This is a genomic window from Pseudochrobactrum sp. sp1633 (genome assembly GCF_030376605.1).
Classification (GTDB): domain Bacteria; phylum Pseudomonadota; class Alphaproteobacteria; order Rhizobiales; family Rhizobiaceae; genus Pseudochrobactrum.
In genome coordinates this window covers 1-25,795 of sequence record NZ_JARRAE010000019.1, presented here as the reverse complement: position 1 = coordinate 25,795, position 25,795 = coordinate 1, and the positions used below count along the sequence as shown (strand labels likewise).

24 protein-coding genes and 1 pseudogene are annotated in these 25,795 nt (G+C 52.8%); 11 read left to right on the top strand and 14 right to left on the bottom strand.

The window, feature by feature from the left end; genetic code table 11:
• Positions 1-8: 8 nt before the first annotated feature.
• Positions 9-872, top strand: coding sequence for a transporter substrate-binding domain-containing protein (locus P8H26_RS15795; protein WP_289634166.1), 864 nt, complete (start codon positions 9-11; stop codon positions 870-872).
• Between the two features lie 273 nt (positions 873-1,145).
• On the top strand, positions 1,146-2,867 hold the full coding sequence (locus P8H26_RS15790; RefSeq protein WP_289634165.1) for an ABC transporter ATP-binding protein/permease: 1,722 nt from the start codon (positions 1,146-1,148) through the stop codon (positions 2,865-2,867).
• A gap of 25 nt (positions 2,868-2,892) precedes the next feature.
• Here P8H26_RS15790 and msuE read toward each other — a convergent pair whose 3' ends face one another.
• Genes msuE through P8H26_RS15775 form a run of 3 tightly spaced genes read right to left on the bottom strand, consistent with a single transcriptional unit; the run spans position 2,893 to position 4,512 of the window.
• Positions 2,893-3,465 (bottom strand): FMN reductase, encoded by a 573-nt coding sequence (gene msuE / locus P8H26_RS15785; protein ID WP_289634164.1) that lies wholly within the window; start codon positions 3,463-3,465, stop codon positions 2,893-2,895.
• Positions 3,462-4,136, bottom strand: a complete 675-nt coding sequence (locus P8H26_RS15780; protein WP_289634163.1) for a glutathione S-transferase family protein — start codon at positions 4,134-4,136, stop codon at positions 3,462-3,464. The genes msuE and P8H26_RS15780 overlap by 4 nt, the downstream gene beginning before the upstream one ends.
• Before the next feature lies 1 nt (position 4,137).
• Entirely contained in the window at positions 4,138-4,512 is a 375-nt protein-coding gene (locus tag P8H26_RS15775) for a helix-turn-helix transcriptional regulator (protein WP_289634162.1), read from the bottom strand.
• 256 nt (positions 4,513-4,768) lie between these two features.
• Between P8H26_RS15775 and P8H26_RS15770 the strand changes: the two genes are divergently transcribed.
• From P8H26_RS15770 to P8H26_RS15755, 4 genes are read left to right on the top strand one after another with little or no spacing between them, the layout of a single operon-like run.
• The gene (locus P8H26_RS15770; RefSeq protein WP_289634160.1) at positions 4,769-5,611 is read left to right on the top strand and encodes an ABC transporter substrate-binding protein; all 843 of its coding nucleotides are present in this window, start codon (positions 4,769-4,771) and stop codon (positions 5,609-5,611) included.
• A gap of 29 nt (positions 5,612-5,640) precedes the next feature.
• The gene (locus tag P8H26_RS15765; protein WP_289634158.1) at positions 5,641-6,771 is read left to right on the top strand and encodes an LLM class flavin-dependent oxidoreductase; all 1,131 of its coding nucleotides are present in this window, start codon (positions 5,641-5,643) and stop codon (positions 6,769-6,771) included.
• 2 nt (positions 6,772-6,773) lie between these two features.
• Positions 6,774-8,603, top strand: coding sequence for a TRAP transporter large permease subunit (locus P8H26_RS15760; protein ID WP_289634157.1), 1,830 nt, complete (start codon positions 6,774-6,776; stop codon positions 8,601-8,603).
• Between the two features lie 26 nt (positions 8,604-8,629).
• Positions 8,630-9,628, top strand: a complete 999-nt coding sequence (locus tag P8H26_RS15755) for a TRAP transporter substrate-binding protein (RefSeq protein WP_289634155.1) — start codon at positions 8,630-8,632, stop codon at positions 9,626-9,628.
• Positions 9,629-9,677: 49 nt separating this feature from the next.
• Here P8H26_RS15755 and P8H26_RS15750 read toward each other — a convergent pair whose 3' ends face one another.
• On the bottom strand, positions 9,678-10,478 hold the full coding sequence (locus P8H26_RS15750; protein ID WP_289634153.1) for a helix-turn-helix transcriptional regulator: 801 nt from the start codon (positions 10,476-10,478) through the stop codon (positions 9,678-9,680).
• A gap of 214 nt (positions 10,479-10,692) precedes the next feature.
• On the opposite strand from P8H26_RS15750, the gene P8H26_RS15745 reads away from it, so the two are divergent.
• The 3 genes from P8H26_RS15745 to eutH all read left to right on the top strand — a co-directional run bounded on the left by P8H26_RS15745 (position 10,693) and on the right by eutH (position 14,081).
• Positions 10,693-11,460, top strand: coding sequence for an SDR family NAD(P)-dependent oxidoreductase (locus P8H26_RS15745; RefSeq protein ID WP_289634151.1), 768 nt, complete (start codon positions 10,693-10,695; stop codon positions 11,458-11,460).
• 74 nt (positions 11,461-11,534) lie between these two features.
• The gene (locus P8H26_RS15740; protein ID WP_289634150.1) at positions 11,535-12,806 is read left to right on the top strand and encodes a D-arabinono-1,4-lactone oxidase; all 1,272 of its coding nucleotides are present in this window, start codon (positions 11,535-11,537) and stop codon (positions 12,804-12,806) included.
• 42 nt (positions 12,807-12,848) lie between these two features.
• Positions 12,849-14,081, top strand: coding sequence for an ethanolamine utilization protein EutH (gene eutH, locus P8H26_RS15735; RefSeq protein ID WP_289634149.1), 1,233 nt, complete (start codon positions 12,849-12,851; stop codon positions 14,079-14,081).
• Between the two features lie 117 nt (positions 14,082-14,198).
• On the opposite strand, the gene P8H26_RS15730 is transcribed toward eutH, so the two are convergent.
• Positions 14,199-15,233: a sugar-binding transcriptional regulator gene (locus P8H26_RS15730; RefSeq protein ID WP_289634148.1), complete on the bottom strand. Its 1,035-nt coding sequence runs from the start codon at positions 15,231-15,233 to the stop codon at positions 14,199-14,201.
• Between the two features lie 163 nt (positions 15,234-15,396).
• On the opposite strand from P8H26_RS15730, the gene P8H26_RS15725 reads away from it, so the two are divergent.
• On the top strand, positions 15,397-16,146 hold the full coding sequence (locus tag P8H26_RS15725) for a hypothetical protein (RefSeq protein WP_289634147.1): 750 nt from the start codon (positions 15,397-15,399) through the stop codon (positions 16,144-16,146).
• A 108-nt stretch (positions 16,147-16,254) separates the two neighbouring features.
• Here P8H26_RS15725 and ptsP read toward each other — a convergent pair whose 3' ends face one another.
• From ptsP to P8H26_RS15700, 5 genes are all read right to left on the bottom strand, one after another.
• Entirely contained in the window at positions 16,255-18,225 is a 1,971-nt protein-coding gene (gene ptsP / locus P8H26_RS15720) for a phosphoenolpyruvate--protein phosphotransferase (RefSeq protein WP_289634146.1), read from the bottom strand.
• A gap of 32 nt (positions 18,226-18,257) precedes the next feature.
• The gene (locus tag P8H26_RS15715) at positions 18,258-18,638 is read right to left on the bottom strand and encodes a PTS glucitol/sorbitol transporter subunit IIA (protein WP_289634145.1); all 381 of its coding nucleotides are present in this window, start codon (positions 18,636-18,638) and stop codon (positions 18,258-18,260) included.
• A gap of 89 nt (positions 18,639-18,727) precedes the next feature.
• Complete coding sequence (locus P8H26_RS15710) at positions 18,728-19,720, bottom strand: PTS glucitol/sorbitol transporter subunit IIB (RefSeq protein WP_289634144.1); 993 nt, start codon at positions 19,718-19,720, stop codon at positions 18,728-18,730.
• Positions 19,721-19,739: 19 nt separating this feature from the next.
• On the bottom strand, positions 19,740-20,540 hold the full coding sequence (locus P8H26_RS15705) for a PTS glucitol/sorbitol transporter subunit IIC (protein ID WP_289634143.1): 801 nt from the start codon (positions 20,538-20,540) through the stop codon (positions 19,740-19,742).
• Between the two features lie 53 nt (positions 20,541-20,593).
• Positions 20,594-21,028, bottom strand: a complete 435-nt coding sequence (locus P8H26_RS15700) for a transcriptional regulator GutM (RefSeq protein ID WP_289634141.1) — start codon at positions 21,026-21,028, stop codon at positions 20,594-20,596.
• Positions 21,029-21,233: 205 nt separating this feature from the next.
• Between P8H26_RS15700 and P8H26_RS15695 the strand changes: the two genes are divergently transcribed.
• A complete protein-coding gene (locus P8H26_RS15695; RefSeq protein WP_289634139.1) occupies positions 21,234-21,881 on the top strand; it encodes a hypothetical protein in 648 nt (215 codons plus the stop codon).
• Between the two features lie 116 nt (positions 21,882-21,997).
• Here P8H26_RS15695 and P8H26_RS15690 read toward each other — a convergent pair whose 3' ends face one another.
• From P8H26_RS15690 to P8H26_RS15675, 4 genes and pseudogenes are all read right to left on the bottom strand, one after another.
• Positions 21,998-23,332, bottom strand: coding sequence for an acetoin dehydrogenase dihydrolipoyllysine-residue acetyltransferase subunit (locus P8H26_RS15690; protein ID WP_289634137.1), 1,335 nt, complete (start codon positions 23,330-23,332; stop codon positions 21,998-22,000).
• 2 nt (positions 23,333-23,334) lie between these two features.
• Positions 23,335-24,333, bottom strand: a complete 999-nt coding sequence (locus tag P8H26_RS15685; RefSeq protein WP_289634134.1) for an alpha-ketoacid dehydrogenase subunit beta — start codon at positions 24,331-24,333, stop codon at positions 23,335-23,337.
• A 7-nt stretch (positions 24,334-24,340) separates the two neighbouring features.
• Entirely contained in the window at positions 24,341-25,378 is a 1,038-nt protein-coding gene (locus tag P8H26_RS15680; protein WP_289634132.1) for a thiamine pyrophosphate-dependent dehydrogenase E1 component subunit alpha, read from the bottom strand.
• Positions 25,379-25,449: 71 nt separating this feature from the next.
• A pseudogene (locus P8H26_RS15675) lies at positions 25,450-25,795 on the bottom strand (homoserine dehydrogenase); the annotation flags it as partial.

Genomic DNA, 25,795 nt, shown 5'->3' with positions numbered 1-25,795 from the left:
GTGCTTCTATGAAAATCAGCCTTATCACCAAATCGCTTCTTGCTTCTGCAATGCTGCTCGGCGCCGTATCGGCCAGCGTCACTGCACAGGCTGAAGAAAAGAAATGGACAAAAGTAACCATCGCAACTGAAGGTGCTTACCGTCCATATAACTTCACCAAGCCGGACGGCACACTCGATGGCTACGAAATCGAGCTGAGCAAGTATCTCTGCGATCATATGAAAGTGGAATGCACGCTTGTTGCAACACCATTTGACAGCATGATCCCTGCTCTCAACGCCGGTAAATTCGATGCGATCATGGCTGGTCTGACCGCCACTGCAAAGCGTGAAGAAACCATTGATTTCTCGGTTTCCTACGGCCTGACACCACAGACTTTCGCTACGCTGAAAGACAGCCCGTATGCGAAACTACCACATACCGGCGAAACTCTGTTCCTTGCCAATGAAGATGAAGCTACGAAGAAAGCCATCGGCGAATTTTCGACTTCAATCGAAGGCCGCACTGTTGGCGTACAGACCGCTTCGCTCGGCCTGACCCTGCTCAACACCTATTTCAAAGAGTCAGCAGATATCCGCGAATATAAGACAACTGAACAGCACGATCTGGATCTGAAGTCCGGCCGCGTTGATATGGTTGTAGCGTCACTGGCCTATCTGGCCGATGCTGCGAAAAAGCCGGGCAATGAAGATATGGTTCTGACCGGCCCTTACTTCAAAGGCGGCGTTCTGGGTCGCGGCGTTGCCGTTGGCCTGCGCAAGAACGAACCAGAGCTGCAGAAGAAGTTCAGCGAAGCGATTGAAGCTGCAAAAGCAGACGGCACAATCAAAAAGCTGTCTGAAAAATGGTTTGGTTTTGACGTAACTCCGTAAGTTACGGATACAATTTGAAATCATGAATGTGGCTGCGATTTTCGCGGCCACATTTTTTTATGTCCTTTAAAAACCGGAGCGTGCTGTAACCTCAAGCATTCCCGCTTGACAGAATGTCACATGTGGATTATCGCCAGATTAAATATGAGTATTTTAATCATATTTATGTTGTGCAGACTGGTTGCGAACCATGAAGCGCGTCTTCCGGCTACCGCCAGAGCTTTTACCGCTGGCAGTAATTGACATATATGACCATTATTCAGGCGCATCCGAATGCATATTTTCAGGCAGATTTACCGGCTTTCCCGTCTTTGTCTTTCAGGTGAAGGTGCCAAATTGAGTGGCTTTCTGCTGGCACTGATCATCGCACTGGATCTGGCTGGCATTTATTTCAGCATCCGCATGATAAGCTGGACAGCTGATTTTTATAATGCTCTGGAAAAAATCGACAGTGCGGCCGTTATCAGCCAGATCGGTATTTTTGCACTCATCGTCAGCTGCAACTCAGCCCGCAGCCTGATCGGCAGCTATTACCAGAAAGTGCTGGAAATCCGCTGGCGCGAGGTGCTCACCGGTAAAGCCCTCGATCTGTGGTTTACCAACAAAGCCTATTGGCATCTGACGCAAGGCGAATATCTCCGCGAGGTTGATAACCCCGACCAGCGCATTGCAGATGATTGCAAGTTATTTGTACGTGGCTTTTTAAGCGAGGGGATTGATTTGATCGGCCGTGTTGCCGGCCTGTTTTCCTATCTCGTTTTATTGTGGGGTCTCTCAACTTTTGCCTTGAGTTTCTCACTGTTCGGCTTCGACATCACTATTCCGCGCTACATGGTGTGGGCAGTTTTCATCTATGTTGGTCTCTCAACAATACTAACCTACAGCCTTGGCAAGCCAATGAAAAAGCTGTTTGAAGCCCAGCAAAAACGTGAAGCGGATTTTCGTTTTTCACTGGCACGCTTGCGCCAATCAACAGAAGAAGTCGCCTTGCTGCGCGGTGAGAATGCGGAGCGCGATTTGCTCGACCGCCGCTTTGACAATGTGCGCGCCAACTGGCGGAACCTGATTATCCGTGAATTCTGGTTGGGCTGCTTTACCACGCCCTATCAGTTCACAATTTTGCGCATTCCGATGTTTGTAGCACTGCCCGCTTATCTGGCTAAAAGTGTAACGCTGGGTGGTTTAATGCAGGTTGCAGGTGCATTCAGCAGTGTGGCCACCACCCTCTCATGGTTTGTTTTCTACTATAAACGCCTCGCCGATCTGGCAGCAACAGCAGGTCGTCTTGATGTATTTCTCAATGCCGCACAACATGCAGCACAATATCGTTCCGGGATAAATCATTCAGCCAATTCAGATGAAACATTACATATTGAAGATTTACAGCTGACGACCCCCAACGGACAGTTATTGTTGCAGCTCGGTAAGCTCTCTATCAAAAAAGGAGAGACCATCTGGCTACGGGCACCGTCAGGCTTCGGGAAATCGACTTTTTATCGTGCCCTCGCAGGGTTCTGGCCACATGGCTCCGGCACCATCAATGCCGGTTTAAAAAATGCACTCTTCCTGCCGCAGAAACCTTATTTCCCCCAGACTGATCTTTATACGGCAATCAGCTATCCGCATCCGGTGACTGATTTTGCACAAACTGATCTTGATGAGGCACTGGCGGCTGTCGGGCTTGGTAACGGTCACACTAAGTCACCCGAGCCAGACACACAGGCCCCACCGCACATGGTTGCCAATCTGTCAGGCGGCGAGTTGCAACGCTTGTCGCTTGCCCGGGCATTCGTGCAAAAACCCGACTGGTTGTTTCTGGACGAGGCAACCTGCTCTCTTGATAAACAGACGGAAAACCATTTGCTGCACCTGCTGCGTGAGCACCTGCCTCAAAGTGCGATTATTATCATTGCTCACGCGGACATGCAGAGCACACTCAATCCGCGTGTCATCAACCTTGATATTTTGCCCGTCCCAGCCAGTGCAGCAGCCTGACAAGGAAAATCATAATAACAAAAAATTACTCAGCAGCCATTTGCCCTGTTCTCCGGCTAAAACTATGGCCGGATACAGTGCGCACCGCTTCAGAAACAGCCTGTGCGATACGGCTCTCAATCAGCGGATTGTTCAGTTTTCCATCTGTAAAATCACGGTCTGAAACATAAATCGCCGTTGGCAGTGCGAAAGCTTCGAAGAAACCGAAGAGCGGGCGCAGCTGATGCTCAACGATCAGCGAATGACGGTCACCGCCGCCGGTTGCAGCCAGAATGACCGGTTTGCCACGCAGTAATTTCGGATCAAGCAGATCGAAGAAATGTTTAAACAACCCTGTATAGCTGCCTTTATAGGTCGGTGTTCCGACAACCAGCAGATCGGCCGCTGCAATTTCATCAACAATATCTGAGGCCTGCTTGTCGAGTTGTGACGGCCAGCGTGCAGCAGGGAACGACGCGCCCAGATCGGCAATATCATAGACGGATGAAACACCGCCAAGTGACAAAGCCGCCTGTCCGGCAATATGTTCAACAAAGCCGCGGGTTTTGGACGGGCTGGTCAGGTTGCCGGAAAATCCGGTTATGCGGGGCGCAGTCATAGTCTTTCCTCAAAACTTTCAGAATTTTCATGTGTCAGCGGGGGCGGCAAAGGAATCTCCCCCGTAAAAACCGGCACGCGATAGCCACGCTGCACGGCTTCACGCTGCGCGATTTGCAGATACCAGCGCCGGACGGAGGGATAATCATTGAGATTGATTTTATGCCGTTCAAAACGCGATACCCACGGCCAGACAGACATATCGGCGATGGAATAATCTCCTGCCAGATAGTCTTTGCCGTTGAGATGCTGCTCCAGCTTCTCGTAAAGCCGCTTGGTTTCATGGGCAAACAGCGCGGAGGCTGCCGGTGCCGCGTCCGGATGATAGGTCAGAAAATAATGCGCATGCCCCAGAGTTGGCCCCAGTCCGCCAACCTGCCAGAACACCCACTCCAGCACCGCATAGCGCTCAGCGCCTGAGGCTGGCAGAAACCTTCCGGTCTTCTCCGCGAGATAGGTCAGGATCGCACCGGATTCCAGCAGTGTCAGCCCATTTGAATGATCGACAATCGCTGGGATTTTGGAACCGGCACTGATCTTGCGAAAACCTTCCGAGAACTGCTCGCCTTTCGTCAGGTCGATCGCATGTGCCTGATAGGGCAAACCGAATTCCTCCAGCGCGATAGAGGCTTTCAGACCGTTCGGTGTTATCCATGTGTAAAGGTCAATCATATCAGTCAAACATCAAATCGGGCATCAAATCGGACTTCACACGGTTTGCAACATTGCGGCCGGTCACATCCTCCAGCCCGCTAAAAATCTCCCGCAGGCGCAAAACAATCTGCTCAATACGCGGATCCGCCACACTATAGATCATGTTCTTGCCTTCCCGCCTGCAGGCAATAGCACCCGCCTCGCGCAGAATACTCAACTGCTGCGACAAGCTGGGCTGGGGAATACGCAGTTCCGCTTCAAGCTCGCCCACCTGCGCTTCCTGCTCCATCAGATAGCAGACCAGCGCCAGCCGGTTTGCATTGGCAATCAGCTTCAGCAATTCACTCGCAGTCGTCACAGAGCGACATAATCTGGATGCAACCGGCTTGGTCATCAAAACTCCCCATATAGCCAATGCACAATCATTATATAAAAAAATATATTGATAATTGATATTAATCAATATGTTATAAAATCATGCGTTAAAAATTATGACCTGCACCCGCACTAAAAACTAGAATAATCCATTAAAAAACCTCCTAAAATTAGAACAGGTCACTTTGGCTTTCATTTTATAAAAAAGTAAATTGTTCCTGAGTTTAACAGGCTGAAACGTATCGGTGTCTGCTTGTCATCTGAAAGGGCAGTTTATGAAAATCGGTGTTCATCCCAGCAATCTGCATCTGCGCATCGCACAGGTCTGGCCTGATGCTTTTGCCGCTCTGGATGGTGAGTTTGTTGCCTATCGCGAAGGGCGCGACACCGGCAGACTGATCACCGAGGGCAAGATCGATTTTGGCGGCACCGGCTCAACACCACCGATCACCGCTGCTCTGGACGGGCTGCCTGTCAATTATATCGCCGCCTCCGCCCCACGCCCTGCCAATGGCGCAATTCTGGTGCGCACCGACAGCCCGATCAAATCCACGTCTGATCTTAAGGGTCGCCGTATCGGACTGGTGGACGGTTCTTTCCAAACCTATTATCTCGCACGCAATCTTGAAGATGCACAACTCAGCCTCACCGATATTGAGCGCATAGAACCTGAGGTCAATGATGCTTTGCCCGCCTTGCTCGACGGTCGTGTGGATGCGTGGATTGCTATGGCGCCACGGCTGGAAAATGCACTTGAGCGCGATGATATCCGCCTGCTCTCGCGCTGCGGCTCCACTATTCCCAACCGCTCTCTGTTCTGGACCGTTGAAACGGCAAGCCTGAGCGCAGATACGCGTCTGAAAATTGCACAGGAACTGGCACGTATCGGCCGTGAAATCACCGCTGATCCGCATCAAGCGGCGCGCAGGCTGGTCGAGAGCGGCGCAACGGAAACCAATCTGCAAGGCTGGGAGAAGGTTATCGCCTCTCGCGATTTTACCGTGATCCCCGCGGATGAAATCATTCTCACCGAACAACAGACCGAAGCAGAGGTTCTGCATCGTCACGGACATTTTGAGCACCTTGCGCGCATTTATCCGCAAGCTGCTTCCTTTTAAACAACCGCATTCTGAATACGGACAATGACATGAATATTTTTTGGTATATGTGCGCGCCTGATGGTGCCTATCCGTGGAAGCCGGAAGGCTCCCGCACTGTTGATCTTGGCTATTACAAACAACTGGCAATGGCCTATGACCAACTGGGCTATACAGGCGCACTTTTTGCCACCGGCGCACATGATGTGTGGGGGCTTGCCAATTCGCTGCTGCCCTATACGGAGCGCCTGAAATTTCTCGTGGCCATCCATCCGGGTCTGGTTGCACCAACTCTGCTTGCCAAAATGGCTGCGAGCTTTCAGGAGTTTTCCAAAGGCCGTTTGCTGGTCAATGTGGTATCAGGCGATGCCAAAATGCTCGGCGCCTATGGCATGAATATTCCCCATGATGAACGCTATGACATGGCCGATGAATATCTGACCATCTGGCACAAGCTGTTTGCTGGTGAGAGTGTGGATTATCAGGGCAAATATTTCACCACAACCGGTGCCAAACTGGCATTGCCGGTGGGGGACACGATTGCTCCGCCGCCGCTCTGGTTCGGTGGTTCTTCCGATAAAGCGCTCGATGTTTCCGCCAAACATACCGACACCTACCTGTCATGGGGCGAAACACCGGAGCAGATCGGTGCGAAGATCGCCAAGGTCAAAGAACGCGCCAAGCAGTTCGGTCGTACCATGCAATATGGTATCCGGCTTTATGTGATTGTGCGTGATACCGACGCCAAAGCATGGGAGGCCGCGAATGACCTCTATGCCCAGATGGATGCCGCATCCATTGCAGCCAATCAGCGTTTTGTTTCCAACACGGATTCCGTTGGTCAAAAACGCATGAGTGCGTTGCATGGCGGTGTTAAACCTGAAAACTTACGTGATCTGGAAGTAGCTCCGAACCTCTGGGCAGGCATCGGCCTTGTGCGTCCGGGGCCTGGCACCGCTATCGTCGGCTCACCGGATACGGTGATCCGCACGCTGGAAGCTTATCGTGAAGCGGGTGTGGAAACTTTCATCCTCTCAGGCATGCCATTGCTGGAAGAAGCCTATCGTTTCGGAGAAACTGTGCTGCCACGTCTTGATGTTTCGACCGAAGTGAAGCAAGCAAAGAACTACACATGGTCAACGCTGTTTGACCGCGACCTCTCCAAGCTGACCACGGCCTGACGATGAGCACAGTGAAGACCTATCCCGCAGTTGCAGCCACACCGGCTCAGTCACTTGCCAGAGCATTGCTGGCAGGTATTGAGGCCATGCTGGGGGCAATCTGCGCCACATTGCTGGCTGCACTGCTATTGATTGTGCTGACAACGGTTGTGCTGCGCTACGGCTTCAATACCGGTCTTCTCGGCTCTGAAGAGCTGGCGACATGGCTCTATGTCGCTCTGATTGCATTTGGTGCGCCATTGGCAATCAATTCTGCGCTGGCCATGCGGCTTGACCTTGTCACGTCGCGGCTCTCGCCATCCGGCCAGCGTGCGGCGGCTATCATTGCTGATATTTTCACACTGATAAGCGGGCTTATCCTCAGCTTCGGCAGTGCACGGATTGCTGCACTGCTTGGCGGTATTTCGCCAACGCTCGGTCTGCCGGAATGGATACGCTTCGGTTTTCTCGGACTTGGCGGCTTTTTCATTATAGTGGTGCTGGGGCTGCAACGTATCACTGAAAATAAATGGCCTGATCTGCTGATTGCCGGTGCGCTGGCCACCATCCTTTATATCAGCGTCAGTCATGTTCATTTTGACATTAGTCTGAGCCCGAGCATTGTGCTGGGTCTGATTGCGCTGGCTGGACTGCTGGTTGCAGCCCCCTTGCCCCATGCATTTCTGGCCGCGGCCTATATTGCCATTGCTTTTGGCAGCACCTTGCCGGAACCGGCAGTTGTCTCCTCTACTGTGACCGGTGTTTCCAAATTTCTGCTGCTGGCTATTCCGTTCTTTCTGCTGGCGGGAAGCCTGCTCACAGCTGCTGGCATTGCTCAGAAAATCGTGCAATTTGCCTCGTCACTGGTCGGGCATCGCCGTGCAGGTTTGGCGCAAACCACATTGCTGACCAGTGTGCTGTTTTCCGGTGCTTCCGGTTCCTCCGTTGCCAATGCCGCTTTTGGCGCTGCAACCTTTCAGCCGGAACTCGTCAAGCGTGGCTATCCGCCTGCACAGGCAGGAGCAATCATCGCGGCCTCATCCGTGCTGGATAATGTTATTCCGCCGTCTATCGCCTTTCTTATTCTGGCGGCAGCAACCAATCTTTCGGTCGGCGCTCTACTTGTCGGTGGGTTTTTCGCCGGTGCTATTATGGCAATCTGCCTTGCGGTTGCCATTCACCTGACCGTGCGTGAGCAGGTGGCTCAACCGCGTGCCAGCAGGCAGGAACGTTTGCAATCGGCTATCGGAGCAATACCGGCCTTTGGTCTTGGTATTATCGTGGTCGTCGGCATCCGTATGGGCGTTGTCACCACCACAGAAGCCGCAGCCATTGCTGCGCTCTACACGCTGATTATGGCCGTTATCGGCAAAGTCGGAGCTGCTTCGCTCTATGATATCTTCAAACAATCCGGCAAAGAAGCCTCCGCCATCGGCTTACTGATCGGCACGGCCAGCCCGTTTGCCTTCCTGTTGGCGGTGGATGATATTTCCGGCACAATTTCCGATCTGGTCAGCAGCTTCGGTGCCAATCCGATTGTCATTTTGCTGATCATCAATCTCGTGCTGCTGGTTGTCGGCCTCGTGCTTGATATTGGCGCTGCCATTTTGCTGTTCGGCCCGATCTTTCTGCCGATTGCAGTGGCAGCAGGTATTGATCCGGTAATGTTCGGCGTCATTCTGGTCGTCAATCTGATGATCGGAGGACTGACCCCGCCTGTCGGCATGCTGGTCTTTGTGGTCAGTGGTGTGACCCGTCTTCCCGCCACCGCTCTCTTCAAAGCCATGACACCCTATTTCATCGCTCTTCTGTTTTCTCTCGTCATTCTCGGCGCATGGGCACTGCTCATCTGACCTGCTCTCATAAGGATTTTCCCGCTATGATTACGCTTAACCGCCGTCATTTTCTGCGTACTGCCACGCTCGGCACCGCTACTGCCCTTGCCATGCCAGCCCTCATCCGCACCGCACAGGCCAAAACATCTATCACCGTGGCCTCGCTGTTTGGCGATGATAAGCCGGAAACCAAAATCTGGTTGAAAATCCGTGATTTGGTGGAAGCAAAACTGCCGGGGCAATTCCGTTTCAACATCGTCAAAGACAGCGCTTTGGGCGGTGAGAAAGAAGTGGCAGAAGGTATTCGCCTTGGCTCGGTTCAGGCCAGTCTTTCCACCGTCTCCGCTTTGTCCGGCTGGGTGCCGGAGGTGCAAATCCTCGATCTTCCGTTCCTGTTCAGAGATGCGCAGCATGTGCTGAAAGCGGTGCAAGGTGACACCGGCAATGATCTGAAAGAAAAGCTGAAAGCACAGAACTTCATTGCCACCGGCTTTATCAATTATGGTGCCCGTCATCTCCTGACCAAAGAAGCCGTAACCAAGCCTGAGCAGCTAAAAGGCAAGCGCATCCGCGTTATTCAAAGCCCGCTGCACACCAAATTATGGGGTAATTTCGGTGCAACACCGGTGGGCATTCCGATTACGGAAACCTATAATGCGCTGGAAACCGGCGTTGCTGATGCGATGGATCTGACAAAATCCGCCTATGCAAGTTTCAAGCTCTATGAGGTGGTGCCGTTTGTGACTGAAACCAGCCATATCTGGGCATCAGGTGTCGTCTACTTCTCTGCACCGTTCTGGAACGGTTTGAACGCCGAGCAGCAACAGGTTCTGCAGGAAGCATCCGTTGAGGCCACAAGCTATTTCAACCAGCTGATTGTTGATGATGAAAGCGCAGCGATAGCTAAGGCCAAAGAGCATGGCGCGCAGGTGCTCCAGCCGGAAGACTATGACAAATGGCAGTCGGGAGCGAAGGTTGTCTGGGAAGAGTTTGCACCGGTTGTCGGCGGCATTGACCGTATCAATGCCATTAAAGACCTCTGATCCGGAGATGAGCAGATCATCGCTCCGCAGACATCCGGAGCGATGGTTCTCATTGATGTGAGAGATAATTGATAAATAGCTGAAACAGTTCGGTCTGGCTGGTGATCGACAGGCGCTTATAAATATTCGAGCGATGCAGCTTGGCCGTTCCCTCGGTTATGCCCAGAATATTGGCAATAGAAATATTGCTGTGCCCGCGTAAAATCATGCGTGCAACATTACGCTGCGTACCGGTCAGCTGATCGGTAAATACACTCAGAAACATAGTTTCAACATCATCATCACCGGCTATCACCGGCACAAATCCGGCTGGTTTCACCTGTTTCCAATGGGTTTGCAATGCCGCCTGCACCAGTGGCTCAGTCATTTGCAGTGCCAAAATCTCCGCATTACTGAAGGGCAGTTTGCCCTGATTACGCATCAGAGAATAAGTAGCGCTAACCCCCTCTTCCAACGGCACCACAAAACCGATCTCTTCTATCAGCACTCCGGCCTCAGATGAAACGCAGGGGTGAATATCATGCGATATAACAAATTCGGAACTGAAGAAACTATCCGGTGCCAGCTCATCCATGCGCCATAGCCCCGCCTCATGGCCGCTGATGCATGCGACGTAAAACGGGTCGAGCAGATAGCCGCCGCGCATATAGGAACTCAGTGCTTTACGGGAAACAGTGGCGCTGTAACCGTCATGGATCAACTGCGGCTCGCCGTTAAAGCGGAATGCAAAAATGCAGCTCATATCAAAATCAACGATACCGACAATCAGGTGATCAAGCTGCTTGCCAAAGTGACTCTCGCCGAAAGCATTTATAATGGCTGCAACAGTAGCAACATCCTGATTGTTCATCACAGCCCCCTACTGTTTCTGCCTCTGTCTGCGTTCATACCCGCATATAACTTTTAGTATATCGACGGCAAAAGCTATTGCATTTAGCCTCTCTCCTCAATGCATAGCCCCATGAAAAACAGCGGGAACGTCAAAACAACGGGCAGCAGTGATAATTTTCATATGAAATGACAAAGGCAAATCGCATGATTTTGCCTGACGGGAGAGCATATCCATGACAGGACGATTAGCCGGAAAAACTGCATTGATTACCGGAGGCGCCGGCGGGTGCGGACTTGCTGCTTCACAGCTCTTTGCCCGTGAAGGCGCAAAGGTCGGGATACTCGATCTGCCTTCCAGCAATGGCGCCAAAGTCGCTGAGGACATCAACAGCAATGGCGGTTCCGCTTATTTTACGGCCTGCGATGTTTCAGACAGTGCACAGGTACAAAATGCTGTTCAAGCTGTCACCCGTGAGCTTGGTACCATCACCGTATTGATGAACCATGCCGGTATTCTTTCCGTGGGGCCGTTTCTTGAGACGAGCGAGACGGAATGGGATCGCATCATGGCGGTCAATGTCAAAAGCATGTTTCTCGTAACCAAAGCCGTTTTGCCAGGCATGATCGCCGCAGGTCACGGCAGCATCGTCTCGACATCGTCGATCTCCGGCGTAGTCGGCACGCCAATGGAAGTGCTCTACTGCACCAGCAAAGGTGCCTGCCATATGTTTGCGCGTGCCATTGCTGTTGAGTTTCGGGACAGGAATATCCGCTCCAATGCCATATGCCCCGGCTTTATTGCCACAGCACACGGACAGCGCGAGGTCCGAGATTTAAGCAAATTCGGCGTTGATGTTTCTGAGGATGTGATCAAAGCGGCACAAGGTCGTCTCTGCTCACCGGAAGAAGTGGCTTCTGCCGCCCTGTTTCTCGCCAGCGATGATGCCAGTTTTGTCAACGGCACACATTTATTCGCCGATAATGCCTACACAGCCATATGACAAGAACCGAACAATAAGCTTTCGCGTACCGAAATAAAAAACAACGGCCGGAAGCAAAAAATGGGAACTCAAACATGCCAAATACCAAACACGCTATGAATCCGTCGGTACAGTTTTCCGAAGGCGGCCACTGGAGAAACTGGGTTGGCAACCAGTCCTGCATCACGCGCTATACCGGCGCGCCCACAAGCGACGACCAGCTCTCCGACATGGTACGCTCTGCCACCTCAGAAGGATTGAATGTGCGGTGCGCGGGCTCCGGCCACTCCTTTACGCCCGTCGTCGGAACCAGCGGACTGTTGTTGTCGCTCTCGCAGATGAAAGGTGTCAAAACGATTGACCGTGAGAAAAAACGGGTCACAGCAGCCGCAGGCACAACCATTAATGAGCTGGGAAGAGTACTGAAAGAAAACGGCCTCTCGATGGTCAATCAGGGCGACATCGACAGTCAGGCACTGGCTGGTGCCTTTACCACCGGTACCCACGGTACCGGCGCCACACTCGGCAATCTTGCCTCCTCGATTGTCGGCATGAAAATGGTGCAGCCAGACGGCAGTGTGCTGAATGTCGATGAGACAACACCGGACCTGCTGCGTGCGTCCCGCGTTTCCATCGGCACGCTCGGCGTTATTTCAGAAATAACCCTGCAACTGATGGACAGCTATAATCTGCACGAGAAATTGTGGCGGGAAGATTTCGACGCCTGCATGGAAATGCATGATGATCTGGCTACCAAACATCGTCATTTCAGCTTTTTCTGGTGCCCGACCGAGCGCAGCCGTCATTGCTACTGCCTGCCCGATACGGCTGCGACTTCCAAATCCGGCCGCACCACGGATGTCTGTGAAATGAAAATTATGGATATTACCGAAGAAGCGCCGATGGAACGCGAATTTGAGAAAATCGCCTATAGTTCGGAAATCTATCCGATTGAATATGTTCCGAATTTCCATGAGCTGGAATATGCAGTTCCGGTTGCCCACGCCAAAGAAGCGGTGAAAGAAGTCCGCCGTCTGATGCTGGAAAAACACCCCGACGCCATCTACCCGATTGAGTACCGCTTTACTGCCGGTGACGGTGCATGGATGAGCCCGTTCTTTGAACAGGACAGCGTGACTATTTCCGTTTCCGGTGAACCAGGCAAAGACTATTGGCAATATCTGCGTGATGTAGATGCGATCCTGCGCGGCTATAAATCCCGCCCGCATTGGGGAAAACTGCACTTTCTCACGGGCGATGATGTGACGTCCCTTTATCCGAAAGCCGAAGAGTTTCGCGCTCTGCGCCGCAAACTCGACCCTGAGGGGTATTTCCTGAATGATCATCTGACTCAGCTGTTCAGATAAATCACACCTGCCAATCAATGATAACCATAAGCGGGAACGAAAATGGCACATATTGGTACAATCGTAATTTACATCATCATGGCCTGTGCAATTGCCGGAGCCATCGCTTCCATTCGTGATAGTGAAAAAGGGTTAGGGAAAGAATTCATCGAAGGCCTGCACAGTATCGGCCCGATCTTCATTCCCGTTGCAGGCATTATGGCCTCTATTCCTTTTCTGTCGTCTTTTATCAGCACAATGGTGGGGCCGTTATTTAATGCGCTTGGTGCAGATCCGGCACTCGCCGCAACCACGATTATTGCTGCCGATATGGGCGGCTATCAACTGGCCAAAGCGCTTGCCCAGTCACCGGATGGCTGGATCATGGCAACAATCACCGGCTTTATGGCGGGGGCAACTATCATCTTCTCCATACCGGTAGGCCTCGCCATGCTGGAGAAGAAAGACCATAAATATATGGCTCTGGGCATCATGTCCGGCATATTGAGCATACCGGTTGGTGTGTTTATCGCCTCGATCAGCATCATGCTGTTTGATGTGAGCATCCGTCCGGATGTGGCCGCGAGTGGCGATGCCATACAGCAAACAACATTATCTCTGCCGGTTATTTTGCAGAATATGTCTCCGCTCATTATCTTTTGTCTGGCCATCGCAGGCGGACTTAAATTCTTCCCTAATCAGATGATTACCGGCTTCTTGTGGTTCGGACGCCTCATGTATGCGGCGATCACTCTGGTACTGGTCTTCTCCATTGTTGAATATTTCACATCCATATTCACCACGCTGTTCGGAAAGTGGTCTTTCGCACCGATCATTGCCGATGAGGAAGATCAGTTCCGTGCGCTGGAGATCGCCGGTTATATCGGCATTATGCTCAGCGGCGCTTTCCCGATGGTTTACCTGATCAACAAATTTCTGGCAGTGCCGATGGAGAAACTCGGCAGCAAGATCGGCCTGACACCGGTTGGCGCAGCCGGACTATTGGCAGCCTCGGCCAATATTCTGGCAATGTTCCGGCTGGTGCGGGATATGCGCCCGAAGGATAAAGTGCTGGTGATTGCCTTTGCCGTCTGTGCGGCGTTCATGTTCGGCGACCATCTGGCTTTTGCTGCCAATTTTCAGCCAAGTATTATTCTGCCTCTGCTGCTGGGCAAGATTGGCGGCGGTGCCTTCGGCTTTGCCATTGCGCTCTGGCTGTCTGTTCCTAAAGCCGTAGAACTGGAGAGAACGGCTGAGACGGAACATCTCAAAACCGGCAATGCCTATGCCCTTTAAATAGCTTCCACCCCCGAGAGCGCTTCAGGGCAGCGGTGAGATAAGTCACTGCTGCCCTGAAGTATTTTAAACTGTCAACTTACTGAGTACCTGCACTTATAAAGCTTTGAGGCTTTATCAGGCAGCGTTTTCCGCCTGCAGCTTCTTCAGCATGGCCGCCGCACTCACTTCATCCGTAATGAAAACGGTTGGTTGCAGCAGTTTCATCGCCCCCAGAAGCGCCTCAACCTTTTCCGGCCCGCCGGAAGTGAGAATACGCACCGGTGCTTTTTGCAGCTTATCCATACTGACCGACATGACACGCTCATGCACAGGATCAGAAACAATTTCACCATTGCGGTCGTAGAAGTGAAACAGCATATCGCCGACCGCACCGTTCTCGATCAGGGAGCGCTTCTGCGCTTCATCAATCAGACCCACGCGATAGGATGTGCTGCTGGCGGTTTCAATACCACCGATGCTGAGCAAAACCATGTCCAGATCGTCAGCCATTTCAAAAACATCTTTTAGCCCGCAACGCTCAATCAGCGCCTCGCGGGTTTCCTGACTGTCGACCAGTGCAGGCGCAGGAATCAGATAGCCTTCACCCTGAAAAATCTGCGCAAACTGCCAGGCAAATTCCGGCGGATTGAAGCGGCGTGGCTGCGCAATACCGCCGAGAAGTGAAATGACTTTAAGATCATTGAGACTGCGCGCACCGATATGCTGCAAAGTGCCGGACAGCGTGCGCCCCCAGCCCACACCGATACGCATACCATGCTGCACTTTTTCAGAAAGATAAGCCCCTGTGGCAGCGGCGATCGGCACAATCGGGTCTGTCTCCGGTGTGGACAGCGGCGCAACAATTGCCCGTTCCAGCCCGAAACTCTGCTCCAGCATCCGCTCCAGCGCGGTCAAACCAGCCAGCTTGCCCTCAATCGTGATTTTCACTTCATTGCGGGCACGTGCTTCCGCCAGAAGGCGCACAATCGTAACACGGCCGACACCGAGCACATCCGCAATATCATTCTGGGTCATCTGCTCGACATAATACATCCATGCCGCGCGGGTACGCAGACGATTGGTTTTATTCTCGCTGGCGACGCTTTCTGATCCGACAATCAGTTCAATGGCTTCCTGGGAATGACCCGTCTTGCGCTTTGTGCTTTTCAACCCAATTCCCCGAATTTCTTGATGCCTGCCTTTTACACCGTGCTAAAGGATAAGAGATACAGGTTTTTCTTAGCCCAGCTTATTGCTTTTTGAGCGCTGAAGAAACAATAATCCCGTCATCATTTCGGGTTATACCCGCATCATGCGCGCAGGATGAACGACTATGAAACAGGACCTTCCGAACGATATCGCCGTTAACATTAAGGACAAGCTGCGTGGCTTGCGCCATGCCCTGCGCCGCACCCGTAATGCTGACACGGCAGAACAAACGCCTGTTCTTCCTGAAATGGTGCTGAACCGTGCGGCCAATGTGGCTGCAACCGTGATGGATAAAGCCTTTAGCACGGCTGAGGCTATTTCGATTTCTCTGGTGTCGAATAATCCTGCAATTCATGAAACTGCACCGGATGTGCAAAGCCTGAACAGCTATTTTACAACCGGCAGTGAGGGACAGCGCGCCTTTCACCGCGATATGTATTATCTGACCAAAGAGGTTCTGCGCCGCAATAAAGCTGAAAACGCGCTCATTCAGGAAACTGTTTTCATCAGCATTTTCAACAGCATGAACCAGCGATACGGAGCTGATATTGCAAGGTTGAATGCCCCTGCGACCGATATCATTCAGGAAAGTGCCAAGCTTTGTGCAGCGTTGTTTCAGGAAATACTGCGCCAGCAACCCGTGCGCCAGACAAACAGCCTGCCTAAAAACGCGCTGATCTCAGGTTTTGCCGCGATCAGTCTGGCTTGCGGTTTAGCAACGGCCAAACCGGTCGATATGGAAAATATCGACAATCTGGAAAGTGCAATGCTGGCGGTGGAAGCACGCAACGCGCATATTCTGGCCGCCCTTGAGAAGAATGACGATGCAGCGTTGCAAAAATTATTCGCAACGCTGATTTTTCATCTGCCATAAACCAGAGGAAATGCTCTGTTTTTTACGCATTTCCTGACGCAAAACCGGCTCCCACTTTTACTGGAGATGCTTTAAACGCCGCACATTTTGCATGCGCGGCGTTGTTTTTTATTTCAGCTCTGAAATCAGCTTCTTCGCGCGCGGGATTGAGGCGGGGCTCATACTCAGCTCTGTCAGCCCCATGCGGATGAACTCCGAAATAAGGTCCGGTCGTGCTGCCGCCTCACCGCACATACCAACCATAATACCAGCTTGCACCGCTGCTTTTGCTGTCATCTCAATGGCAGCCATCACAGCCGGATGAGACACGTCATTCAGTCTGGCAACAGTCGGGTTCAACCGGTCAGCCGCCATCACATATTGAGTGAGATCATTGGTGCCGATGGAGAAAAAAGCGGCTTCCTGCGCCAGCTGATGCGCTGCGAAAACGGCTGCCGGTGTTTCAATCATCACGCCGAGATCGAAATTCCCACAAGGCTTGCCTTCACTGACCAGCTCTTGTCGGCATGTTTCAATCAGCGCTTTGGTTGCACGGATTTCCTCCACGTCCGAAATCATCGGCAGCATCACCTTGAGGTTGCCATGAACGGCTGAACGCAGCAGGGCACGCAGTTGCGGCTTGAAAATATCCGGTCGGTCAAGGCACATACGAATGCCACGCCAGCCGAGAAACGGGTTCTCTTCCTGCGGGAACTCAATACCGGCGATCGGTTTATCGCCGCCGATATCAAGGGTGCGGACAATCACAGAATGCGGTGCAAAGGCTTTCAGCAAAGCCGTATAAGTTTCCGTCTGCATATCTTCCGACGGCAGATGCATATGTTTCATGAACAGCAGTTCAGTGCGAAACAGCCCCACGCCCATCGCACCGGCAGCCTGCGCCACTTCAAACTCTTCAAGCGCACCAAGATTGGCTGCGACCTCAATCACAGTGCCGTCTGCCCGCTGCGGAATCATCGTGCGATAGGCTTCCAGCGCTTGTTTTTCAGCCTGTGCCGCCGCAATACGATTTTTGAAATCTGCGCAAACAGCTTCATCCGGCTCCGGTACAACGCGACCTTTGCTGCCATCAACGGCAATCTGCTTCACATCTCTGAGATCATGCACAGCCTTGCCCAGTCCCAGCACCGCAGGAATACCGTGTGTACGGGCAATAATCGCCACATGAGAGGTTGCGCCGCCATGACCGCACACAATCGCACCGATTTTTTTCAAAGGCGCGCGGGCAAAATCCCATGCGCCGATATCTTCAGCAATCAAAATTGCACCATCCGGCAGGCTCTCAAGGCTGATATCCTCCTGCCCCAGCAGCGCCAGACAGATTTGACGGCCAACCGCCTGCACGTCATCCGCACGGGCATTCAAATAAGGGTCGTCAATTTCCGAAAACTGACGGGCAACGGCGGCACTGGCGCCAAGCATAGCAGAGAGCGCATCCATGCCGCCTTTGATCAGACCGGTTGCCTCTTCCAGCAATGTATCATCCGCAGCAATATCTTTGAGCGCGACGATGATCCCGCGGTCACTTTCAGCCAGATTATCTGTCTTCAGTTCTGCATCCATGCGCTGCTGAACGCGCGCCACGGCCTCATGAAAACGGATAAGTTCTGCCGGTATTTCATCCGGTTTCAGATTTCTATTTCCGGCAGTGATCTCAGGCGGAAAAAACGGATAGGCCGTGCCGATAGCAACGCCCTCACTCGCCGCAATCCCCTTGATGAAACCGGCATCATCCAGCTCGTTTGACCCGGCAACCGGCGCTTTGACCTCAACAGGTGCAGGTTCAGTGACAACAGCAGGTGCAACTGCAGTGTCCTCAAGGCCGGAATGCGGATTTTCCAGATAGCCGATAAGTGCTTCAAGTGCTTCAATCGCGTCCGCACCTTCTGCGCGAACAGTCACGGTGTCGTTTTCTTTAACGCCGAGCAGCATCAATTTTACAGAGCTTTTTGCGCTGACGCCTTTGCCCGCTTTTGCAATCTCGATTTCCGATTCAAAGCTTTTTGCCAGCTTTACAAAGCGGGTTGCCGGACGTGCATGCAGTCCTTCATGCACCCGTACGATTGTCGAGCGTTCCATGCTGTACCTGTTTCAGTCTGTTATAAAAATAATTATGCGCGAATGATAATGCTGGTGCCGGTCTGCAATTGTGCAACCAGTGTCTGCGTATCCACTTCAGAAGCGCAAATTTCTCCCGGCCGGTCAGTACTGCCAGCACCGTTGAACGAAATCACCACATGGCCAATGTCGAGCACTTTCTGCCAAGCGCTGGAACCAACTGATGTAATCGTCGCATCGAGCGTGCCAATGCTAATCGTAGCGCCGACCGCAGGTGCATCCGCTGCCGGTTCAGACTCAATAGCGTGCAAAACGGAAACCTCAGCCAGTTCTGATGGCGAGCCGTCCGCGAACAGGATAACAACACCGCCCTCAGCCAGATCCGCCACTTCAGGACCCACAGCGGTCACCCGCGTTTTCAGAGAAATTGTCATAATGGCGGAACCTTTCAATCTGTCATTCAAGTCTGTATTGAAAGAGCGGTCAGTCATTAGCGACCAGACCGCTCTTTGTATTGTGTATTTTAAAGAACCATCAGGCTCACAGCCCATGCAATCAGCACAGAAACCGGCCCCATGATCTGACGGCTGATCAGAACCGCAGGAACACCGATTTCGATGGTTTTAGGCTTGGCTTCACCCAGCGCCAGACCAACCGGCACAAAGTCACAACCGACCTGTGTATTATAGGCAAACAGCGCTGGCAGAGCCATTGCCGGTGCGATTGTGCCATTGGCAATTTGCGGGCCGATAATGGCCACACCAACCACCTGCGCAATAACCGCGCCGGGTCCTAGCACCGGTGACAGGAACGGCAGACCACAAATTGCAGACAGGATCAGCAAACCAATAATATTATTGGCAAGCGGCCCCAGTGGCTGCGCAAGAATATCGCCGATACCGGTGTAGAGGATGAAACCGATCAGCATGGTAACGAAGGCCATAAACGGCAATACGTTACGGATAACCTGATCAATGGTACGGCGACCGGCATTGAAGAACACGCCGACAATCCCGCCCATTACACGGCCGACACTGCTGATAAAGCCGATAATACCGCCTTCAGAAGGCTGTTCAACCGGTGCAGCGGCAGGAGCCTCTGTTTTGGCATGAGAAGCAGCAGCTGCTGCCGGTGCGGAACCGTCTGCGGCCACAATATTCTCAGACTTCACACCGGACACATAAATGTCTTCGGTAATATACTGTGCCAATGGCCCTGACTGACCAACCGGCATGACATTAACGGTCGGAATACGTTTGCGCGGATAAACACCACAACGCGCTGTACCGCCGCAATCCACGACCACAACGGCCATTTCGCTTTCAATCGGCGGCGCTTTAAAGCCGTCCACCGCTTCAGCGCCGGTCAGGTCTGCAATCTGGCGGGCAATCGGATGAATACCGCCACCGGTGACAGAAACAACCTTGTTACGCTGATCGGTCGGCTGAATGGTCAGCGGGCCGCCCCAACCGCCGGAGCCCGGATTAATCGTTACGGATTTATAGGTTTTTGCCATTTTTCCCCTCCCGCCCGTCTTAGAGCTCAATGCCCTGACGGCGCGCCATAATGGCGGTAATACGTTCTGTCAGCATGCCTTTAAGCAGGATAACCACGAGACCGACCAGCGCGTACCAGATCGCAACGGTGATATGATAACCACCCGGAACAGCGCCTTTCTTTTCCAGTTCCAGCAGGGCAACAAGAATGCCACCCCAGACGAAATATTCGCCCGGATTGATATGCGGAAACAGGCCAAGCGGCGGGTGCACATAGGAAACCGCGGCATCGTAGAATGCAGGCTTATGCTTTTCTTCAAGAAATGAGCCGAATGTATAGGCCATCGGGTTTGTGAGAAAGAAGACCGAAAGCAGTGGCAAGACTGTGTAGCGTGTCAGCGCAATACGTCCGGCACCGCGCGCCAGACCATGCACACGCTTTTCCCCCACCAATTCGGTGATCGCATAAAAAGCGGTCATCAGCACGATCAGCGTCGGAATGATACCGGTGACAAAACCGGTCAGAACTTCGCCGCCCTTCTGGAAAACACCGATAAAGTGCTTGCCCAAAGCGGTCAGCCAGCCGAGCTGCTCTTCCTGCTGCACATTCTGCAGGCGCTCACGAAACTGGTCGACAGTGATATTGCCGCCGGTTGCAGCAGCAGTTCCCGTATCGGTACTGGCCTGCGCCAGAACCACGAGATCATTGCCGCTTTGCTGCATCGCCATTTTGCTGTGCAGCCCTGCGTTTAATACTGCATCAGACACCAGCCCGCCCGCATGATGCAGGGATTGCATGGTGACGTCAGCATGTTGTGCCAACATTGCTGTAATTGACATATTACCTCCCTGATTGCCGCACCTGCCGGTCCGGCCCTCCCCTTCAAAACTTTTTATACTGCGACTGTTTTCAAGCCTGACAGGCCTGACTGTTCTTCGGACTGGTCCGCAAGGCGCTCCGCCTGCTCAATGGCTGAACGGACAGCATGCGCAACTCCGGCATCAAACGCTCCCTGTTCAAGCTTTTCGCGGAGCTGTGCCAGTGTCAGGCCTTCATATGCATCGCGGCGGGCAAATTTAGCGAAGACCGTGCGCCCGCTCATTTCAAGCATTCTGCGCACAACCAAATCCCGATCCACCACAATCAAAACAATAACGCCCTTGCCAAAACGGCCGCGTATATGCCCTGCACCAACATAGCCGTCTTTGTATTTATTGCTGATGCCCTTCATGACATCGGTATAATGCCGCATTTGAAACCAGACGCCCAGAGACTGGAATCCCCAGAGCAATGCCAAAGCAAGTAGTGCCCATTGCCATATCGCCATACGATATCTTCTCCCGTTGCCCGACACCTGTCACAAATGCATTCTCCCTATTAAATTAGAGAACATTTGTTTTTTCAAATGTCAATATGTATATTTAAAGCGCGCAGATCAAAGCGAATGTATCATGACATTTCTCCTGTCATCGCTTATGATTGCTGTCAATAAAGGGCCCGCATTAAAACACGGTGAGGAGAAAGAGCAAATCATGGATCTGCTGTTTAAAAACCAGATGACAAATGTGCCTGATCTGCGCCACAGATTGCGGCAGTTGCGCTGGTTTCGGGCGACATTGCGCAAACATGCCAACCTCATCACCGAGATGACAGGGGTACGCTATGACATTGATGAAAAGCGCCTGACGGAAGCCTTTCTCAACTGGATTGAGCTGGTTAATCAGAACAAGCATTATGCCGCTGTCGACCGTAAGGACTTCATCATCTTCGCGGCTGGTCTGGTTCTCAAAGAATTGATCCGCCTTGCGCCTGCAAAAGCTGTGTCGGCACCGGATAAAACACTCACCGGCGAGCATGAAAACCTCACCGGCATCATCCGCTTCTGGCCGGAAGGCTTTCTCTATACCAATTATTGCATTTGCGCGATTGCCGCTGTGCTGGAGCAGGAACTCGGCACAAGCCCCGACATCGACCAGAGCGCCAATGACCTACGCACATGGTGGACGTATCGTGAGAATGCGTCAGAAATGCCGGGCTTTGCCATTGCTTTTCTCGACAAGTTTCTGGGTCAGGAACCCAATTGGGTCATGCCTGATTTTGCCTCCGCACGCGCCGCTGTCCAGAGAGCGCTCGGCGCGGATAATCCTTCCGCTGCACTGACCCGCCCCGCACACAATTAAACTCAGCAAAAAGACACACCCCCGAAGCACGTAAGGATAACCAAACGGCTTGCGGGGGCGTGATCAGAATAACAGGCCATACAGAGGGAACGGTATGCGACCTGCTCTCTGCAATCTTATCGTGCAGCCCTGCTGACCTCGCCGATAATACGAAGCACAGCATCACGCTGTTCCAGCTGAGGCATATGTCCGCAATTCTGGAACACATGTACGCCGACGGCACCTGACAACCCATGTGCATGGGCTACAGGAATGATACGATCCTGCGCACCGAAAATCAGTCGCACCGGAATATTCAGGTTGCCAAGACTTGAGCGGATTTCAAACGTCTGTGTGCTGTCAGCACACAACTGCGCAGCAAGACCGGCCTGCGCCGCACGCAATTCAACGTCCTGCGCCTGCGCAACGGTTGCATTGATGAAGGCTCTTGAAAGCAACGTTTCATCAGCGAACAGTTCCTTCAGCCACGGCACAATGCTTGCTTCGCTTTTTGCTCCGACCAATCCGTTCAGGAAGGCACCATTAATCTGCGGGCCGAGACCGGCAGAGGAAATCAGCACCAGCGAGCGCACATCGATAAAGCCGCGCGCCGCAGTCACCGCTGCAACCGCACCGCCCATCGAATGGCCGACCAGAATACAGGCCTCAACACCATGCGTGACCAGAGTTGCTTCCACACTTGCGGCAATAGCATCAATACTCTCAGGCACATATCGCGGTGAACCGCCATGTGCCGGCAGATCAACAGCCAAAACCGGATTGCCAAGACTTGCGCCTGCCAGCAGCATGCGCCAGCTATTCAGATCTGATGCAAAACCGTGGATCAGCACAAGCGGCAACTGCCCGCTTTCACCTTGGCGCAACCAAACTGCATTGAGCGCGCCTTGTGCCTGTGACGTGACAACAGGACGAGGTGCCGCAACACTGACAGGCAGAGCAGCAGGGGCTGCTGATGCCAGATTGGCCTCAACGTCCTTCTTCTGGATACGACCTTTAGGGCCGGAACCATGCACCGCACTCAAATCAAGGCCGGCATCTTTCGCAAGTCTGCGTGCCAGCGGTGTTGCGCGGACGCCTGCAATATCAGTCTGTGCAACCGGAGCGGGGGTAACTACCGGCTGCACAGCGGGGGCTTCAGAGACCAAAGGTTGCGTTGCTTGTGGCTCAACAACCGGTTCAGCAACCGGTTTGCTAACAGCCTTGCGCTCTTCGCCTTCAGCATAAATCCATGCAACGGCCTGCCCGACAGGCACAACTGCACCTTCCTCAGCAGACACATCGCCGAGAATACCGGAGGCAGGCGCATCCACTTCCATAGCGGCTTTGTCTGTTTCAATTTCGAACAGCAACTGCCCTTTGGTGACCGTATCGCCATCCTTGGCGTACCAGCGCGAGATCTGGCCGGTCTCCATATCCATATCAACTTTAGGCAGGATGACTTCGACAGCCATGACTAGCGCACTCCCTTCACGAGATCACGGGCGCTTTTCAGAATATCCGGCACCTGCGGTACCGTTGCCCGTTCAAGATCAGGATTATAAGGAATTGGTGTTTCCGCGCCGCCAAGACGGATAATCGGAGCATCGAGATAATCAAATGCATCGCTTTCAGCGACAAGCGCACTGATTTCCGCGCCGATACCCAGCGTCTTCACTGCCTCATAAACACACATCAGTTTCGAGGTCTTTTTAACGCTGGCAATGATGGTATCGCGATCAATCGGGCGTACGGTGCGCAGATCAATCACCTCAACATTGATGCCTTCTTTGGCCAGCTCAGCCGCTGCATCAAGCGCTTTATGCACCATGATTGCCGTTGCGACGATTGTCAGGTCTGTTCCTTCACGCACCACTTCGGCCTTGCCGATCGGCACAGTATAATAGCCCTCAGGAACAGGTCCTTTCATCTTGTAGAGCAGCTTGTGCTCAAAGATCATCACCGGATCCGGATCTTCAACCGCTGCCAGCAACATGCCTTTAACATCATGCGGGGTTGCAGGCTGAATAACCTTCAAACCCGGCACATGACCAAGCCATGCTTCAATGCTCTGGCTGTGCTGCGCCGCAGCACCGGTGCCGGAACCCGCAGGAAAACGCATCACCAGAGGCACGGAAACCGCGCCGCCGAGCATATAGCGGATTTTTGCCGCCTGATTAACGATCTGCTCCATAGCGAGCGCCGCAAAATCAGAGAACTGAAATTCAAAAATCGGGCGCATACCGGTCAGTGCCGCACCGACGGCCACACCGGCACCACCAAGTTCGGAGATCGGCGTATCCATCACGCGGTCTTCACCGAAACGATGCACCAGATCGCCGGTGACCTGAAAGGCACCGCCGTAAACACCAATATCTTCACCCATCAGGAATACGCGGTCATCGCGCTCCATAGCGATTGCCATAGCTTCCTGAATAGCCTGCGAATAACTCAACTCACGGATTGTCGTGTCCATTTTTCTATCAGTCCGTGTATACGTCGCGTGTCAGATTGGAGAGATCAGGCGAAGGGCTGTTCTTGGCGAACTCGATAGCCTCAGCAATCTCTTTCTCGACATTGGCGCGGATTGTTTCAACTTCGGCATCGGTGATGAAGCCGTATTCCTTAAGATCTGCCTCGAAACGGGCAATCGGATCACGATTGGTCGCCCAATCCTCGATCTCTTCCTTGGTACGGTAACGATTGCGGTCACTCTTGGAATGGCCGCGCAAACGATAGGTCTTGTTTTCGATCAGGGTTGGCCCCTCACCGCGACGTGCACGTTCAATCGCCTCATGAGCGGCTTCAGCCACATCAGAGAGATTGTTACCGTCAACGATCACACCCGGCATATTATAAGCGACAGCACGGTCAGCAATATTTTCAACCGCTGTCGAGCGCTTGGTAGAAGTGGACATGCCGTAGCCATTGTTTTCACAAACGAAAACCACCGGCAGCTTCCAGATCGAAGCCATATTCAGCGCCTCGTGGAATGCGCCTTCATTGTTGGCACCATCACCGAAGAAGGAAATAACGACCTTGCCGTTTTTCTGTTTCTTGGCTGAGAGCGCAGCACCGACAGCAATCGGAATACCGCCGCCGACGATACCATTGGCGCCGAGATTGCCCTTGGAGACGTCCGCAATATGCATTGAGCCGCCACGGCCTTTGCAATAACCGGTTTCCTTGCCGAAGAACTCAGCAAACATACGGCCGATATCCGCGCCTTTGGCAATGCAATGCCCGTGACCGCGATGGGTCGAGCCGATCATGTCATTCTCTTCCAGCGGCAGGCAGATGCCCATAGCGCTGGCTTCCTGACCGATAGACAAATGCATCGTGCCGTGGATAAGACCACGGGTGTAGCTTTCTTCCGCGCCTTCTTCAAAGCGGCGGATGAGATACATTTTATGCAGCGCTTCTTTCAGCTTTTCCGGTGAATATTCACGGAAAGCAAAAGGCAGATTGCGCAGGTCACCCTTTACGCCATCTTCCGTCTGAGACTTCTTGACCTGAGCCATCAAAGTTTACTCCTCAAGGCACTCATCAGATCGGGGGAGCCTGATGAGGCCGTATTATCAAATTCAAAATATCAAACGCCGTAGACCAGCTTGTCCTGACGGGCGCGCAGTTCTGCGATCTTGGAACCTGCGGCAACAGCAGCATTGGCATAGGTGATCAGCTCACCCTTTTTGATCGGGGCGGTCACTGTGCCACCCTGCAACAAGCCGCACGGAATAGCCTTGGCAGCGCGGGCTTCACCGGCAGTCATGATCCATGCGCGGTAGCAATATTCACCAATTGCATCGAGTGTCTCACCAATCGCCATGTCCTTCTTGGCAACAGCTGCAACTTCAGCTGTTGGCTTGTCCAGCGGCACCATGTCCGGCTTGCCATAGAGTACAACGCGGGCGCAGGTTAATGGTACTTCCAGCGAG

Bases quoted from the DNA above. Each gene is read 5' to 3' on its own strand.
- P8H26_RS15795 (WP_289634166.1), top strand. From the start codon at position 9: ATGAAAATCAGCCTTATCACCAAATCGCTTCTTGCTTCTGCAATGCTG.
- P8H26_RS15790 (WP_289634165.1), top strand. From the start codon at position 1,146: ATGCATATTTTCAGGCAGATTTACCGGCTTTCCCGTCTTTGTCTTTCA.
- msuE (WP_289634164.1), bottom strand. From the start codon at position 3,465: ATGACTGCGCCCCGCATAACCGGATTTTCCGGCAACCTGACCAGCCCG.
- P8H26_RS15780 (WP_289634163.1), bottom strand. From the start codon at position 4,136: ATGATTGACCTTTACACATGGATAACACCGAACGGTCTGAAAGCCTCT.
- P8H26_RS15775 (WP_289634162.1), bottom strand. From the start codon at position 4,512: ATGACCAAGCCGGTTGCATCCAGATTATGTCGCTCTGTGACGACTGCG.
- P8H26_RS15770 (WP_289634160.1), top strand. From the start codon at position 4,769: ATGAAAATCGGTGTTCATCCCAGCAATCTGCATCTGCGCATCGCACAG.
- P8H26_RS15765 (WP_289634158.1), top strand. From the start codon at position 5,641: ATGAATATTTTTTGGTATATGTGCGCGCCTGATGGTGCCTATCCGTGG.
- P8H26_RS15760 (WP_289634157.1), top strand. From the start codon at position 6,774: ATGAGCACAGTGAAGACCTATCCCGCAGTTGCAGCCACACCGGCTCAG.
- P8H26_RS15755 (WP_289634155.1), top strand. From the start codon at position 8,630: ATGATTACGCTTAACCGCCGTCATTTTCTGCGTACTGCCACGCTCGGC.
- P8H26_RS15750 (WP_289634153.1), bottom strand. From the start codon at position 10,478: ATGAACAATCAGGATGTTGCTACTGTTGCAGCCATTATAAATGCTTTC.
- P8H26_RS15745 (WP_289634151.1), top strand. From the start codon at position 10,693: ATGACAGGACGATTAGCCGGAAAAACTGCATTGATTACCGGAGGCGCC.
- P8H26_RS15740 (WP_289634150.1), top strand. From the start codon at position 11,535: ATGCCAAATACCAAACACGCTATGAATCCGTCGGTACAGTTTTCCGAA.
- eutH (WP_289634149.1), top strand. From the start codon at position 12,849: ATGGCACATATTGGTACAATCGTAATTTACATCATCATGGCCTGTGCA.
- P8H26_RS15725 (WP_289634147.1), top strand. From the start codon at position 15,397: ATGAAACAGGACCTTCCGAACGATATCGCCGTTAACATTAAGGACAAG.
- ptsP (WP_289634146.1), bottom strand. From the start codon at position 18,225: ATGGAACGCTCGACAATCGTACGGGTGCATGAAGGACTGCATGCACGT.
- P8H26_RS15715 (WP_289634145.1), bottom strand. From the start codon at position 18,638: ATGACAATTTCTCTGAAAACGCGGGTGACCGCTGTGGGTCCTGAAGTG.
- P8H26_RS15710 (WP_289634144.1), bottom strand. From the start codon at position 19,720: ATGGCAAAAACCTATAAATCCGTAACGATTAATCCGGGCTCCGGCGGT.
- P8H26_RS15705 (WP_289634143.1), bottom strand. From the start codon at position 20,540: ATGTCAATTACAGCAATGTTGGCACAACATGCTGACGTCACCATGCAA.
- P8H26_RS15700 (WP_289634141.1), bottom strand. From the start codon at position 21,028: ATGGCGATATGGCAATGGGCACTACTTGCTTTGGCATTGCTCTGGGGA.
- P8H26_RS15695 (WP_289634139.1), top strand. From the start codon at position 21,234: ATGGATCTGCTGTTTAAAAACCAGATGACAAATGTGCCTGATCTGCGC.
- P8H26_RS15690 (WP_289634137.1), bottom strand. From the start codon at position 23,332: ATGGCTGTCGAAGTCATCCTGCCTAAAGTTGATATGGATATGGAGACC.
- P8H26_RS15685 (WP_289634134.1), bottom strand. From the start codon at position 24,333: ATGGACACGACAATCCGTGAGTTGAGTTATTCGCAGGCTATTCAGGAA.
- P8H26_RS15680 (WP_289634132.1), bottom strand. From the start codon at position 25,378: ATGGCTCAGGTCAAGAAGTCTCAGACGGAAGATGGCGTAAAGGGTGAC.